The sequence below is a fragment of the Nocardia sp. NBC_00881 genome, from assembly GCF_045207455.1.
Taxonomy (GTDB): domain Bacteria; phylum Actinomycetota; class Actinomycetes; order Mycobacteriales; family Mycobacteriaceae; genus Nocardia.
Genome location: NZ_CP108798.1, coordinates 6463495 through 6478424, shown reverse-complemented (window position 1 = coordinate 6478424; position 14930 = coordinate 6463495). Strand labels below are relative to the sequence as shown.

The following is a 14930-nucleotide window of genomic DNA, read 5'->3' as shown; positions in this document are numbered from 1 at the left end:
ACTCCACGGAGGGGCCCTCTCGAATTGCCGCAAACGATGCGACCCTCGCCGGGCTGGCAGACTTGTTCCGTGAGTGCACTGCCCTTTGAGGGCGATCCGGGGGAGCAGGGGCCGCTACGTCCGATCGAGCTGGCCACCGGCGCCGTGCTGGGCGGCGCGACCGTCGGGCTGGTCACGGTCGGCTCGGTAATCCCGTTCGCCGCCGCTCTGCAACTGGTCGCCGCGGTGCCGATGGCACTGATCGCACACCGCTATCGGCTGCGGGCCCTGGTCACCGCCACCATCGCGGCCACGCTGGTCACCTTTGTCGCAGCGGGTGTGGTGCCCGCGATCGGATTGGTCTCGTCGGCAATGCTGGGCGGGATCATCGGCACGGTGAAGCGGCGCCGCGGCGGTGTCGTCGCGGTGTTCGGACTCTCGATGCTGACCGGACTGATCTGGGCATCGTTCTCCGTCGGGTCATTGCTGCTGCTCTCGGCGTCCCGCCAGCTGCTCTTCGACAACATCCGCAACGCCTCGCGCGGCGTTCAGGATCTCGCGGCGCGTCAGACGCAGCTGGAACCCCTCGGACGGGCCGCCGCCGACCTCACCGACTCGGTCCTGCACTGGTGGTGGGCCTGGATCGGCGGCGGTGTCGCGATGGGCATGGTCGCCACCGGACTGTTCTCCTGGTACGTACTCGGCTCGGTGCTGGACCGGCTCGTCTGGCTGCCGGGTCGAGATCGGCTGGACGCGCCGCGCGACGACCGGCCCATCGCGCCGCTGCCGGTGCGGGTGCGCGGCGCCGGATTCCGCTACCCGGGCGCGGTGCGCGACGCGCTGCGCGACATCGACCTCACCGTCGAAATCGGCGAATTCGTCGCGGTGGTGGGACACAACGGATCGGGCAAGTCGACGCTGACGCGGCTGCTCGCCGGGCTGCCACCTACCTCGGGAACGGTCGAGCGTCCCGGGTCGGCCGGCCTGGGGCGTCTCGGCGGAACAGCGCTGGTGTCGCAGCGGCCGGAGAGTCAGACCCTGGGAGTGCTCGTCGCCGACGACGTGGTGTGGGGATTGCCCACCGAGCTCGCCGCCGACGTGAATGTCGACGGACTGCTCGGCGAAGTCGGTCTCGGTGGCATGGGGGCGAAGGAGACCGCCACGCTTTCCGGCGGGCAGCAGCAGCGTCTCGCCGTCGCCGCGGCGTTGGCCCGTCGGCCCGCCCTGCTGATCGCCGACGAGGCGACCTCGATGATCGATCCGGACGGACGCCGCGAACTCGTGGAACTGCTCGCGGCACTGCCGAAACGGCACTCGATGGCAGTCGTGCTGGTCACCCATCACGAGGCCGACGCCGCCGCGGCCGATCGAGTCGTACATCTGGCCGCCGGACGCTCGGTTGAGCGCCTGCCCGCCTGGCCTCGCCCGGTGCGCGACGCCAGGCGCAGGCCGATGGGCGAGACGATCCTCGAGCTACGCGGCGTCCAGCACACCTACAACCGTGGAACCCCGTGGGAGGCGCCGGCTCTGCACGGCGTGGATCTGTCGGTGCGACGCGGCGAGGCGCTGCTCGTCGTCGGCGGAAACGGATCGGGAAAATCCACCCTGGCTTGGATCACGGCCGGACTGATCGAACCGAGTTCCGGCCGGTGCGAACTCGGCGGAAAGTCGATCACCAAGCAGATCGGACGGGTCGAGCTGGCCTTCCAGCATTCCCGCCTGCAATTGCAGAAGCAGACGGTCGGCGCGGAGATCGCGGACTGGGGCGGTCGGGCCACCGGGTCGGGCGCGGTCGGGCGCGCGCTGGACGCGGTGGGGCTGGATCGGTCCCTGGCCGCGCGCTCCATCGAGGAACTCAGCGGCGGACAGGCCAAGCGGGTCGTGCTCGCCGCGATTGTGGCGAGCCATCCGCAGGTCGTCGTGCTCGATGAGCCGCTCGCCGGCCTCGACCCCGAAGGTCGCGCCGACATCGTGGAACTGCTGGCGCGGCTACGAGATTCGGGCCTGACGCTGATCGTCATCTCACACGACGTAGCGGACATGGCCGCAGTGTGTGACCGGACGGTGCATCTGCGGTCCGGACGGATTCTGGCCGCCGAGTCCGCACGTGATACCGCGCTGCTTGCGAAGAGCCCTGTGCCGCACCGCGACTACCCGCCCGCGCCGCTGCGCCCACCCGGCGATGCGGCGTGGCGGCTCGAACACGGAGGTCGATGATGTCCGCTGAGTCGCCCCGGGAATTGGGAGTCCACCGATGAGCAAGCCATCAATCAGCACAGCCACCCGCGTGGTCGTCGCGGAGCCGAGCGCCAGCGAGGTGGAGTCATGAGCACCGTGCTGTTCCGTCAGGTTCCCGTCGCCAGCCCGGTGCACCGGCTGTGGGCGGGCACGAAGATGATCGGAGCGTTCCTGATCAGCCTGCTGCTGATGTTCCTGCCGTCCTGGCCGGTACTCGGCGTGATGGTCGCTTTCCTGGTGTTCGTCGGCGTGGTCGCCCGGCTGCCGCTCGGCACGCTGCCGCGTCTGCCGTGGTGGTTCTGGGCGCTGCTCGCCGCCGGAGCCCTGATCAACGTGCCGGTCGGCGGTGCTGCGGTGCTGCGGTACACGCAGGTGGTGGTGTTCGGACTGATCCTGGTGGCCGCCTCGTTCCTCATCGCGTGGACCACACCGATGAGCGACATCGCGCCTGCCCTGGCCAAACTCGGTGCACCGCTGCGCAAACTCCGGGTGCCCGTTGACGAATGGGCTGTCGTCGTCGCACTGACCCTCCGCGGCCTTCCGCTGCTGCTGGAGGAAATCCGGGTCCTGCGTGCCGCGCGCCAACTCCGCCCCAAGGGCAGCCTGCTTTACCGCGCCGCCGAAAACCCCCTGATCGACATTCTCACCGCCGCCATGGCGGTGTGCACCCGCCGCGCCGGCGAACTGGGCGAGGCGATCACCGCACGCGGCGGCACGGGGCAGCTCACCGCCTACCCCAGTGCCCCCAGCCACCGCGACGCCATCGCCCTCGCGGTGGTCCTCGCCGTCTGTCTGGGCGCCATCGGCCTGCACCTGCTGCTCTGAATCCGGCGACGAGCAGCATGAGAGCGGCCACGCGACCACGCCCTGCATGGCCAGGTGGCCTCGGTGGCAATCGCTGATCCGTGCGGTTCGATCGAAGAGATGTGACGGCAAGGGTACGTGTCGACGGCGCCGGCCCGTTCGACAGCGAATAGGCAACGGCTATAACAAGACTGGCACAATCAAAAACAGCAAGAATACCCGTTCAATTCGACGTCCAAACCCTTCAGTCACAGTACAGTTGCTTGTCGAGAGCTGTCTTCTTGATCACATCACGGCTGTATGCGTGTGCGGGGGAAGGAATTCCGGCGCCCGCGGCGTTCCCCAGTGGTCAGAACCTGATGAGATTGGAACCGGAAATGATTGTCCATAAAATCGCGGCGGCTGTGCTACCACTCGTCGCCGCGCTGACGGTGGGCGCGGGTACCACCCACGCGGAACCAGCCGCGACCCCCGTCCCGAACATCGAGTACAAGGCCCAGTTGATAGGTGAGAAGATCGTCACGACCCTCACCGGGGGCACGTTCTCAGCATCCGGCGGTTCGGTCGACGTCAAGGATGAAGCCGGAAACGTAGTGGTCACAATGCCGCTGGCCTTCCGGCAGGACGGGCTCGAGTACCCACTGCCTTATGCAGTGAAGGACGCAGACCGGGTGCTGGAGCTAACCGTAGTCAGGGATGCCGCGCACGCTCGCCCAGCCGCCACACCAGTCGCCTCCCCGTATGAGAACCAGCTAGCTCAGCAAGCCTTCTTGACTCAGTTCGGCATCGCCACCGCCGTTGGTGGATTCATCGGCACTGCCATTGGAGCGGCCATCGGACTGATCGGGATCGTCGGTGGTCCGGTAGGTATCGGCACAGTGCTTACCGGCGCCGCAATCGGGGCTGTCATCGGGACTCTGGTTGCCGGCGGCCCCACGTTGATCGTCGCCGGTATCGACCTGCTCAATACTCTCAACGCCCCGCCGGGAACCACCCAGTGGGTGGACGCCACCGGCCGCTAGAAGAACTGACACCCGCGCCCTCGACATGGCGCGCACCGAATCCCTGGTGATTCCGTGCGCGCCGTCTCGCTTCTCCACCCAACCGATGCGCGTCCTCCTCGCTTCCCATACAGCTATCGAGACACACCAGGATGCCTACTCACTCGGAGCAGCGCCACAGTCTCGAGTCGTGAACCCCACCACCCCTAGCGACAGCCCGGAGGATGGACTATCGCGAATGACATCCATCCGCCACCGGCACCCCCGCGAACCGATCCGCGAGGTACCCCATCGCCCCCGACGCCTCACCGATCGCCGTCGGATTGTGAGTCGGCAACATCGAATGCAGCGACGTGATGGTCGCCCCCTGCGCGCAGTACCGGCCGAGTAGGTCGGTGAATCCGGCTACGGGTATCACGTCGTCGGTCGTGCTGTGGTACAGGTACATCGGTACAGTGGGCGCGCTGCCGCCGAGCTCTTGTGCTGCCGTTGCGACACGAAAAACAGGATGGCCCAACACATTTGGTACCGTGGAAAAGTCGTCGGCCCGCGCCCCGACGTACTTCGGCACCAGATCGGACCCGCAAGCCGCCGCGTCCTCGGCCAGTGCCGCCCGCCCATGCTCGTTGAGCAATTCCAGGACGCCGTCGGCGGGATTATTGCGGGCGACCGCGAACAGGATGAGGAGCGCCAGCCCGGCCTGCACACCGCCGTCCGCGTGCCGGGCGATGGTGGGCCAATCCGCGGGAACACCGCCTGAGGTGATCCCGGCGAACCGGACGTCCGGCGCGTAACGCGGTTGCATCTGCGCGGCCCACAACGTCGCGAATGCGCCGCCCGAATAGCCCCATGCCCCGATCGGTGTGGTGGGTCCGAGGCCGGCCGCAGGGAAATCGCGGGCCGCCCGAATACCGTCCAGCACGCCGCGTCCGGAATTCACGCCGTCCAGAAACCGCGACTGCGGGCCTTCGTAGTCACTGGCCACCACGGCCCATCCCCGTCGGAGCGCTTCGGCCATGAATGGTGTGTCGATCAGCGTGTTGACCACGCCGGTATCCCAACCTCCGCGCAGCGCGAACGAGGGCGCGCACCGGGTGCCGAGACTGTCCTCGGGGACCTGATAGGACAGCAGTGGCCGCGCCCCCGGTCCGAACCACGGCAGCATCGGTACCATCACCGTCGCGACGCCGGGCGCGGGACGGTCGCTCGCGTCGGTGGTCCGATACGCGACCTGCCACGCCGAGACCGGAAGGGACAGACCGAACAGCGCGATCGGCCGCGAGTCCAGAACGGCGCCGTTCGGGTACGAGGCGAGGTCGGCAGGTGCCGCGTAGAAGGGGTCGTCGTCCGGGTGTGGCACACCTGCGAACGCCGCCGGGGCGGTGACCAGCATCGCGGCGAAGAGGGTCAGCGCCGCGAGAACGGCTGCCGGAATGGTCCGTATGACGCGCAGGCCCCGATGCGGCGACTGCCCAGTGGCAGACATTCCGTGAATCTTGTTCATCACGGCCTCCCCAGTCCGGCGAGACAGAGTGACCGTGCGCCGGGCGTCGTTGGCCTCGACTCACCTACTGCCTCTGGGTACTAACGGTACTGCCAGGTCAGAGGCCCGGCAACGGGTCACTTCCAGGTCGGACCCACCGCCGCGGCTGTCCTCTCTGCTGACTACAGTGGTGCGAAATAGCCCTTAGCGCAACCCGATCGCCCCAAGTTCCGCGCCGTCGGCGACCAGAACGCAACGAAGAGGAGTGGCCGAACATGCGGCATGGCAACGGATTGGACATCCCACAAGGACTCGCCGACGTGTGCGCGCCGGACCGGCTGGCAGTGATCGTCTACGACATGCAGGTCGGCGTGCTCAGCCAGCTGCCGGACGGCCCGGAGATCATCGAGCGCGTGGTGCGGGTGGTGGACGCGGCGCGGGCAGGCGGTTATCCCGTGGTCTTCCTGCGCCACTTCTTCCTGCCCGAGCGCCTCAGCGGAACGTTCGCGCTGCGCATGGCCATGAGCTGGCAGCAGGTGGATTCGGTGGACAAGGTGCGCTTCATCCTGCAACGCGACACCCCGGCCTTCGAGCTGGTTCCCGAACTGCGGCCGCGCGAGGACGAGGTGGTGTTCGACAAGACGTCGATGTCCGCGTTCGAAGGCACTCCGCTGGCTTCGATGCTGCGCGACCTGCGCATCGGCGCGTACGCGATCGCGGGCGTCGCACTGGAGATCGGCATCGCCCCCACCGTCACGCACTCCACCGACCTCGGTTTCGTTCCGGTGGTGATCAGCGATGCCTGCGGCGGCCGGGACAAAGAGGCCATGGCGCGCGCCTACGACGACTTCGAATTCCAAGGCCACACGCTGGTCACGGACATCGCCACCATCACACCGCTCCTCGCGGGCACCAACTGACGAAGCAGGGACATGCCGGCACACGGCCGGAATCGCTTCGGGCGGGCACTGCGACGCGGCGTGACCGCGCTCAGTTCGCGCTGTCCATCCACGCCGGATGCCACAGCCGACCTGTCTCGGTCCAGTTCATGAACCGCACCGCGCCGCCGAGCTTCGGCGTCACCCACACCGCCTCCTTACGCTCCTCCGCGGTGAGATCGTTGTCGAACGGGCAGGTCTTGCGCTCCAGCTTGCTCAGCCGTCGGGCCAGATCCCGCATCTCCGGCTCGGTGAACCCGGTGCCGACCCGCCCGACGTAGTACAGCCGCCCCTCGTGTGGAATGCCGACAAGCAGCGACTTGAAGTTCCTGGCCGCGCTGCGCCGCCAGCCACCGATCAGCACACCCTGGGTGCGCCAGTTGCGCAGCTTCACCCACGAATGCCCGCGCTTGCCCGGCATATACACCGAGTCCTTGCGTTTCGCGACCACGCCCTCCAGCCCGTGTTCCTGGCTGTAGTGCACCGCGTCCGCGCCCGAACCGTCCAGCCGCGGCGGCACCAGCAGCGACGGGGCATTCGCCGCCAGCGCCTCCAACACCCGGCGGCGGTCCGAATACCGTTTCCGGACAAGGGAGGTGCCGTCCAGATACAGGACGTCGAAGGCGACGAACACGGCCCGCGCCGCGTCGGCCTGCAACAACCCGAGGGTAGCGACGCCGTGATCGTCGAATACCACTGCCTCGCCATCCAAGACCACGCTGTGCCCGGCCAGTTCCCGCGCAAGCTTCCGCATCCCCGGGTAGCGATCGGTTACCACGTTCCCGGCCCGGCTGCGCAAAGTGACCGCGCCGGAGTCGACCTCGGCGATCAGCCGGAACCCGTCCCACTTGGTCTCGAAACACCATTCGTCGGCGTCGAGGTCGGCGACGTCGCCGGGGGTGGCCAGCATCGGCGCGAGACCACGCGGGAACGGCGACGCCCCGCTCGACGGGCGGATAATTCGACCGGCAGACGCCTCGGGTTCTGAACCGTGCTCCGCGTCGTCCGGCCCCGCACCGTTCTGCTCTCGCATGAGGTGCATCAGCCACTGGTTGCCGTTGGTCTGGATCAGCGCGTACCGCCCATTGAGCCGTCTGCCGTGGAACTGGACGATCACCTCGTCGTCGCGCCACTTCTCGGTGTCGTAGGTGCCGGAATCCCAGATCGTCATCTCGCCCCCGCCGTACTCCCCTTTCGGGATGGCGCCGTGGAAATCCAGATATTCCAGCGGATGATCCTCGGTGTGCACGGCGAGCCGGTTCTGGTGCGAGGAGGTCGGCGGGCCTTTCGGTACCGCCCAGGAGACCAGCACCCCGTCGCGCTCCAGCCGTACGTCCCAATGCAGTCGCCGCGCATGATGCTCCTGCACGACGTACCGGTTGTTCTCTGCCGACTCGGGCCGCTCGGCGGGAATCGGCTCGGGGGTGCGCGCCGGATCACGCATCGACCGGTACTTCGCCAGCGCGTCCGCGCCCGATTCCGCCGAGGCCGAGTCCAGCGGCGGGTCGAGCTCGGCCAGCAGATCACCATCCGACCGATACCGAGCGAGGACTTCGTCGAACAGCAAGTGCCGCAACCGCTTTCGGTTCTCGATCTCCTTCCAGGTGCGCGGTGCCGCGACAGTGGGTTCCGGGCGCCCGCGCAGCGAGTAGGGCGCGATAGTGGTCTTGGCCGGGTTGTTCTGGCTCCAGTCCAAGAAGATCTTCCCGCCGCGCGCCGACTTCGCCATCGTCACGGTGACAAGATCCGCGTGCAGCTTCTCGAGATTCGTGGCCACCTGCTTGGCCACCGTGGAGGCGCCGCCAGGGCTCAGCTCCCGATCCAGCGGCACGTAGAGATGAATTCCCTTGCTGCCACTGGTGACCGGGTACGTGCGCAAGCCGATCCCCTCGACCATGTCGCGTACCGCCAGCGCTACCCTGGCGCATTCGGCGAGCCCGGTCCCCGGGCCCGGGTCCAGATCGAACACCAGCCTGGTCGCCGAACCCATCCGGTCGCCGTCGAACCGCCATTGCGGCACATGGACTTCCAGCGACGCCTGCTGGCCGAGCCAGGCCAGCCCGGCCTCGGAATCGATCACCGGGTAGACGACCGTGCGTCCGGAATGCCGCATCGTATGTCGCTCGAGCCACGACGGCGCATGCGCCGCGAGATTCTTCTCGAAGAAGGAGGCCTCGTCGACTCCGTTAGGCCAGCGCTTCCTGGTAACCGGACGCCCCGCGACATGCGGGAGCATGGCGGGCGCGATCGCCGAATAGTAGGCGATGACTTCGCCTTTGGTGGTGCCGGTTGCCGGATACAGCACCTTGTCGAGGTTGCTCAGCTCAACCTCGACACCACCGAAATTCCGGCGGGAAACCATAACCGCAGTGTAGAGGCGGAGACCGACATTCGGCCCCCGCCACGACCTCAGGCCTGCGGCCCCTGCTGGCCGGACTGGTCGGGCGGGACCACCTTCTTGGCGGCCTCTTTGCCCTTCTCGATCTTGTCCGAGTACTTGCCGTGCGTCTTCTGGTCGATGAAGTCACCGGCCTTGTCGACCGCGTCGTTGATCTTGTCGGCGTTCTTGGCCGCAGCTTCCTTTCCCTTGCCGACCAGGCCCTTCAGAGTGTCCGCGAAACTCATCGCCGTCATTCCCTTCCTGTCGCCAACTATCCCGAGTAATTCATCCAACATTCTCCCACCAGGAATCCCCTGGGGAGACACCCCGCGGATCCACACGCTGCCCCGGCATCGGCACGGCGACGGTGGTGCCTCCGGCTCGAGCGGCCGCCACCATCCGCCGCACCGGCTCGGACCAACCGTGGAAGGCGAGGTTGAATGTCGCCCAGTGGATGGGCACGAGCAGGCCGCGCCCGGGATCGCCGGCACACAGGTCGGCGTGCGCCCGGACCGCCTCCTCCGGGTTCATGTGCACGTCCGGCCAACGCTCGTCGTATGCGCCGATCGGCAGCAGCGTCAGATCGAACGGACCGAGCGCCGCGCCGGCCTCGGCAAAAGCCTTGGTGTATCCGGTGTCACCGCCGAAGTAGGCCCGTCGCGTCGATCCGACGATCGACCACGACGCCCACAACGTGGTGTTACGGATCAGGCCGCGGCCCGAGAAGTGCCGTGCCTCGGTACAGGTCAGCACCAGATCGGCACCGTCTCTGCCACGCCCCAGCGCGGAGAGCGATAGAGAACCTCCCCAATCCAATTCGACGATCCGATCTTCTGGGACACCCCAGTGCCGCAGGTGCGCGCCGATACCGATCGGGACGAGGAACGGCGCGCTCTGGCGTAGCACCAGTTCCCGGACGGTCTCCTTGTCCAGGTGGTCGTAGTGATCGTGCGAGATGATCACCACATCCACCACGGGCAGTTCGGACAGCGGCTGCGGCACAGGGTGCATCCGCGCAGGTCCTACCATGGCCGACGGAGAAACCCGTTCGCTCCATACGGGATCGGTGAGAATCCGATAGCCGTCGACTTCGATCAGGGTGGTGGCGTGGCCGTACCAGGTGACAGCGAGGTCGGCCGCCTCGGGTGGTGCCTTCGGGGTCTGCAATGGGATCGGCCCTGGCGGCCTGCCCACGTTGCGCTTGGTCAGGGCTGAGACCAGCAGGGAGGGAGCCGAACCCGCGGCCAGCTGGCTGCTGGGCTCGGTGTTGTGGAACTGGCGGTCGCGGTAGCTCGTCGCACCCGCCGCGTACGGCTGGATCGCCGAGATCGAAGCGCCCATTGCGGAGGGGATGCCCCACACCGCCCGCACCACCCAGCTGATGCCGAGCGCACCCGCGGCCGCACCGGCGATACGTCGAAGGTTCATCATCGCCCCACAAACTTCGCCGCACGCTTTTCTTGTCGGGCCAAGCGTCCCTCCCTGGCGTCCTCGCTCGTCCACGCCGCCTCCAGCGCCGCGCGCTGCTGCGCGTTCTCCGGATCGCGGGTGCCGTCGTCGTTGAGCACCAGTTTCATGTGACGCAGCGACAGCGGCGCCAGCTCGGCGATCTCCTTCGCCCAGACCTGCGCCTCGGCGAGGGTGCCGATTCGGTTGGCGAACCCGAAGGCGTAGGCGTCGGCGGCCGACACCGGTTCCGCGCCGAGCAGGACAGTCCTGGCCGGACCACCACCGATCAGCGAGACCAGCCTGCGCATAGTCCAGCGGTCCACCGTGATGCCCAATTTCGCGGCCGGGATCGCTAGGTAGGCATCGGGCGCGAGCACCCGCAGATCCGAGGCCAGCGCCAACTGGACACCCGCACCGAACGCGCCGCCGTTGATCGCCGAAATAACCGGGATCGGCGCCGATTCGATCGTGTGCAGCATCTCCCGCAAGCCGGAGAGGAATTCGTCGGAGCGCACGCCGGACAGATCGGCGCCCGCGCTGAAGATCGGGCCTCGCCCGGTCACCACGATGACCCGCGCCTGATCGGCGACGGCGACGAGGACGGCTTCGCGCAGCAGCGTTACGAGCTCGCTGTCGAGCGCGTTACGACGCTCCTCCCGTTGAAGTTCGATGGTGACCACGTCACCATCGCGGCTGACGCCGAGCATGCGACCTCCCCAACTGAACGGTCCTTCTGATTCTCTTCACTCTGCCACAGCCGACCGCCCATTCCGTGCTGGGCGATACGATCACCGGCTGTGCCGACAGACTTCGACATCCTGGTGATCGGCGCTGGTCAGGCGGGACTGTCGGCCGGTTACCACCTCCAGCGTCTCGGGCTGCGTCCCGAACGGGAATTTCGGATCGTGGACCATGCACCAGGCCCTGGCGGCGCCTGGCAGTTCCGCTGGCCCTCGCTGACCCTGAACACGGTCAACAAGGTGCACGACTTGCCAGGCATGTCGTTCGCGGAAACATTGCCGCCTGGTTCGGACACCGCCCCCGCCGCAACCGCGGTTCCGCACTACTACGAGCTGTACGAGAAGCGGTTCGACCTGCGGGTACACCGGCAGGTGTCGGTCACGGTGGTCTGCGATCGCACCGAGGACGGTAGCCCGGCCCAGCGCGGTCCGCTGCTCAACGCGGAAACCGACGCGGCGGGCACCATCCGGGTGCGCGGCCTGATCAACTGCACCGGCACCTGGGAGCATCCGTTCATCCCGCGCTATCCCGGCGCGGAGACCTTCGCCGGCCACCAGCTACACACCCGCGGCTACCGCACCGCCGAGGAGTTCGCGGGCAAACATGTCGTCGTGGTTGGCGGCGGTATCTCGGCGGTGCAACTGCTCGACGAGATCTCCCAGGTCACCGCGACCACATGGGTGACGAGGACACCACCGCACTTCCGCGATGGCACGTTCACCGAGGAAGTCGGACGTGCCGCCGTGGCGATGGTCGAGGACCGGGTGCGGCACGGGCTGCCGCCCGGCTCGGTAGTTTCGGTGACCGGCCTGCGCCTCGACGACCGGTTGCGGGCAGCGCGGATGCGGGGCGCCCTCACGCGGTTGCCGATGTTCGAGCGCATCGAGCCCGGCGGGGTGCGCTGGGCCGACGGCACCTTCCAGCGGGCGGACGTGATTCTCTGGGCCACCGGATTCCGCAGCGCACTCGATCATCTTGCGCCGCTGCGGCTGCGCGGGCACGGCGGCGGGATCACCATGTCCGGCCGGCTGGCCACACAAGTAGCCGCCGATCCTCGGATCCATCTGATCGGTTACGGGCCGTCGGCGAGCACCATCGGCGCCAATCGCGCGGGGCACGCGGCGGCGATCGAACTTGCCGACCACCTGGGGCTGCGCTGACCGGCAGACCGGCGACCGGCTGGGTCAGTCCGACAAACCCATTGTGAAGGTGTCCGGGTCCGGACCGATCCGTTCGCCGCTGTCCAGCGACTTGATCGCGTCCATCTGCTCCGGGGCGAGTTCGAAGCCGAACACGTCGAAGTTCTCCGCGATCCGCGAAGGCGTGACCGACTTCGGGATGACGATGTTGCCCAGCTGCAGGTGCCAGCGGATGATCACCTGAGCCGGGGTGCGATCGACCGCGGCGGCAACGGAGACGATGGTGCTGTCATCGAGCAAAGTGCCTTGGCCGAGCGGGCTCCACGCCTCGGTGGCGATCGCGTTCGCCGCGTGGAACTCCCGCAACTCACGCTGGGCCAACCGGGGGTGCAGCTCGATCTGGTTCACCGCAGGGATCTCGCCGGTCTCGCCGATCACCCGCTGCAGGTTCGCGACCGTGAAGTTCGACACGCCGATCGACTTGACCCGCCCCTGCGACTTCAGCGCCTGAAAGGCGCGGAAAGTGTCGACGAACCGGCCGGCGGCGGCTACCGGCCAGTGGATGAGGTAGAGGTCGAGGTAGTCCAGGCCGAGCCGGTCGAGGCTGGCGTCGCAGGCGCGCAGCGTGGAGTCGTAGCCCTGCTCCGAGTTCCACAGCTTGGTCGTGACGTAGACCTCGTCACGCGGTACGCCGAACTCGCGGATCGCACGGCCGGTGCCCTCTTCGTTCCCGTAGATCGCGGCGGTGTCGATGCTGCGGTAGCCCGCCTCGAGCGCGGCGGTGACAGCCGGGAAGACACCCTCGGCAGGCACCTGGAACACGCCGAAGCCGAGTTGCGGGATCACGTTCCCGTCGCTCAGCACGATCGAGGGAACGGCGCTGGTCTCGCTTTTGAAGGTCACATTTCGACGGTAGAAGTGCGGCGGCGAACCGTCAATCACGGCCTCGGGCGTGTTGGCTTACAGTTTGCTGGATGCACCCCGACGTTCTTATGAGTACGTTCCGGGCCCGGCTCGCGTCCAAGACGCCCTGATCATCACACTCCAGCCCTGTACGAGCACGTTCGCGGGGCCGCGGGCGCCGCAGGACTAACACAGTCGGTCAGTCCGCCACGCCGGGCAGGCCCAGCCTGCGGTAGCGCGCCCTCCGCGCGGCGAGCAACTCCGGTTCGGATCGGGCACGCAGGCCGGCGAGTTCGCCTGCGACCGCGGCCACCATCCGGCGCGCGAAGTCCACGGGCTCGTCGGCGGCATCCGGATACTCGGGCACGATTCGGTCGACCACACCGTCGGCGAGCAGATCGGCGGCACTGATCCGTTGGGCCGCAGCGAGCTCCGCCGCGTGGCCGGTATCGCGGTACACGATGGCGCTGGCGCCCTCCGGCGGCAGCGGAGCGAGCCACCCATGCGTGGCGGCCAGCACCCGATCCGCGGGTAGCAGGGCCAGCGCGCCGCCGCCGGTGCCCTGACCGAGCAGTACCGAGATAGTCGGCGTGTCCAAGGCCACCAAGTCCGCGATACAGCGTGCGATTTCAGGTGCGAGGCCACGCTCCTCGGCCTCCTTCGACAGTGCCGCGCCCACCGTGTCGATGACCAGCACCAGGGGCAGCCTCAACTCCCGGGCAAGCGCCATGCTGCGCCGCGCCTCGCGCAACGCCGCCGGCCCCATGGTGTTCTCGCCCTCCTGGCCACGTCGATCGTGGCCGAACACCACGCAAGGCTGACCCCGAAATCGCCCGAGCGCGTGCGCGACCGTGCGATCCGACTCTCCTTGCCCGGTGCCGCTGAGCGGAACACGTTGCGTCACATGACGCAACAGGTCACGGATGCCTGGACGTTCCGGGCGGCGCGAGATCAGGACCGACCGCCACGCTGGACCGTCCTCGGGCCCGCCGCCACGAGGATTTTGTTCCGGCACAATCTTTTTCGAATGGCGGTCTGGTCGCTTCGCCGCGTCGGACAGCTGTAGCGTGGCGTCGCGTGCCGATTCTTGTCGCGACTCCGATGCGAGCGGGTCGCGATCATGTGTCATGTCAGGTTGAGCAGCAGCGGAATCCGGCGGCTCGACTCCGCTGAACACGCTCAGAGCGCGATGGGCTATGCGGCGGAATACCGAGATCGGGAGGACGCCATCGATGACGCCGCGGCGGTAGAGGTTCTCCGCAGTCTGAACATCTTCCGGAAAGGGTCTGCCGTAGAGGGTTTGATAGACCCGGGGACCGAGAAACCCGATGAGGGCGCCCGGTTCGGCAAAGGTGATGTGCCCCAGCGAACCCCACGAGGCGAAGACACCACCCATAGTCGGGTTGCGCAAGTAAACCAGATACGGATACCCGGCGGACTTGTGTGCAGCGACCGCACCCGCGATCTTCACCATCTGCACGAAGGCGACGGTGCCCTCCTGCATCCGGGTGCCGCCCGAGGTCGGCGAGGCGACCAAGGGCACGCCGAGTTCGGTGGCACGCTCCACCGCAGCGACGATCCGCTCCGCCGCGGCAACCCCGATCGAACCCGCCAAGAATTCGAACTCGCAGGCAATCACGGCCACACGGCGACCACGCAGCAGCCCTTCCCCGGTGAGTACCGACTCATCGGTGCCCGCCGCTACCGCCGCATTCCGCAGCGCATCGCGATACCGCGGAGTCGCAGCCACCGTCACCGGCGGCCGGTCCCAACTGACGAACGATTCCGTGTCGAGCAGTTGCTCGAGCAGCTCCCGCGCCGAAATACGCACCGGGCGAGCCTATCCGGCGGAATCCGATGAGCCGGGGTGCCGCG

General features: G+C 67.7%; 13 protein-coding genes. 6 read left to right on the top strand and 7 right to left on the bottom strand.

Annotation, left to right across the window (positions count from 1 at the left end; all coding sequences use genetic code 11):
• Positions 1 to 69 precede the first annotated feature (69 nt).
• The 3 genes from OH799_RS28040 to OH799_RS28030 all read left to right on the top strand — a co-directional run bounded on the left by OH799_RS28040 (position 70) and on the right by OH799_RS28030 (position 4043).
• Positions 70 to 2196 carry an ATP-binding cassette domain-containing protein gene (locus tag OH799_RS28040; RefSeq protein WP_406270033.1) on the top strand — a complete coding sequence of 709 codons (2127 nt, stop codon included), beginning with the start codon at positions 70 to 72 and terminating at the stop codon, positions 2194 to 2196.
• A gap of 108 nt (positions 2197 to 2304) precedes the next feature.
• Positions 2305 to 3042, top strand: a complete 738-nt coding sequence (locus tag OH799_RS28035; RefSeq protein WP_357263285.1) for an energy-coupling factor transporter transmembrane protein EcfT — start codon at positions 2305 to 2307, stop codon at positions 3040 to 3042.
• Between the two features lie 356 nt (positions 3043 to 3398).
• Entirely contained in the window at positions 3399 to 4043 is a 645-nt protein-coding gene (locus OH799_RS28030; RefSeq protein WP_406270030.1) for an ammonium transporter, read from the top strand.
• Between the two features lie 208 nt (positions 4044 to 4251).
• Here the strand turns inward: OH799_RS28030 and OH799_RS28025 are convergent, their stop codons facing one another.
• Positions 4252 to 5187: a lipase family protein gene (locus OH799_RS28025; protein WP_406282676.1), complete on the bottom strand. Its 936-nt coding sequence runs from the start codon at positions 5185 to 5187 to the stop codon at positions 4252 to 4254.
• A gap of 268 nt (positions 5188 to 5455) precedes the next feature.
• On the opposite strand from OH799_RS28025, the gene OH799_RS28020 reads away from it, so the two are divergent.
• Entirely contained in the window at positions 5456 to 5515 is a 60-nt protein-coding gene (locus tag OH799_RS28020; protein WP_406282673.1) for a hypothetical protein, read from the top strand.
• 265 nt (positions 5516 to 5780) lie between these two features.
• The gene (locus OH799_RS28015) at positions 5781 to 6425 is read left to right on the top strand and encodes a cysteine hydrolase family protein (protein ID WP_406270027.1); all 645 of its coding nucleotides are present in this window, start codon (positions 5781 to 5783) and stop codon (positions 6423 to 6425) included.
• 70 nt (positions 6426 to 6495) lie between these two features.
• On the opposite strand, the gene OH799_RS28010 is transcribed toward OH799_RS28015, so the two are convergent.
• The 4 genes from OH799_RS28010 to OH799_RS27995 are packed head-to-tail and all read right to left on the bottom strand — an operon-like array spanning position 6496 to position 10979.
• Positions 6496 to 8805, bottom strand: a complete 2310-nt coding sequence (locus OH799_RS28010) for an ATP-dependent DNA ligase (RefSeq protein ID WP_406270024.1) — start codon at positions 8803 to 8805, stop codon at positions 6496 to 6498.
• A 47-nt stretch (positions 8806 to 8852) separates the two neighbouring features.
• A complete protein-coding gene (locus OH799_RS28005; RefSeq protein ID WP_327112347.1) occupies positions 8853 to 9068 on the bottom strand; it encodes an antitoxin in 216 nt (71 codons plus the stop codon).
• Between the two features lie 40 nt (positions 9069 to 9108).
• Positions 9109 to 10251, bottom strand: coding sequence for an MBL fold metallo-hydrolase (locus tag OH799_RS28000; protein WP_406282671.1), 1143 nt, complete (start codon positions 10249 to 10251; stop codon positions 9109 to 9111).
• Positions 10251 to 10979 carry an enoyl-CoA hydratase gene (locus OH799_RS27995; RefSeq protein WP_406270021.1) on the bottom strand — a complete coding sequence of 243 codons (729 nt, stop codon included), beginning with the start codon at positions 10977 to 10979 and terminating at the stop codon, positions 10251 to 10253. The genes OH799_RS28000 and OH799_RS27995 overlap by 1 nt, the downstream gene beginning before the upstream one ends.
• 90 nt (positions 10980 to 11069) lie before the next feature.
• On the opposite strand from OH799_RS27995, the gene OH799_RS27990 reads away from it, so the two are divergent.
• Positions 11070 to 12173 carry an NAD(P)-binding domain-containing protein gene (locus OH799_RS27990; protein ID WP_406270018.1) on the top strand — a complete coding sequence of 368 codons (1104 nt, stop codon included), beginning with the start codon at positions 11070 to 11072 and terminating at the stop codon, positions 12171 to 12173.
• A gap of 24 nt (positions 12174 to 12197) precedes the next feature.
• On the opposite strand, the gene OH799_RS27985 is transcribed toward OH799_RS27990, so the two are convergent.
• Together OH799_RS27985 and OH799_RS27980 are read right to left on the bottom strand one after the other, a co-directional pair.
• Positions 12198 to 13055, bottom strand: a complete 858-nt coding sequence (locus OH799_RS27985) for an aldo/keto reductase (protein ID WP_357263263.1) — start codon at positions 13053 to 13055, stop codon at positions 12198 to 12200.
• Positions 13056 to 13254: 199 nt separating this feature from the next.
• Positions 13255 to 14886 (bottom strand): carboxyl transferase domain-containing protein, encoded by a 1632-nt coding sequence (locus OH799_RS27980; RefSeq protein ID WP_406270015.1) that lies wholly within the window; start codon positions 14884 to 14886, stop codon positions 13255 to 13257.
• Positions 14887 to 14930 lie beyond the last annotated feature (44 nt).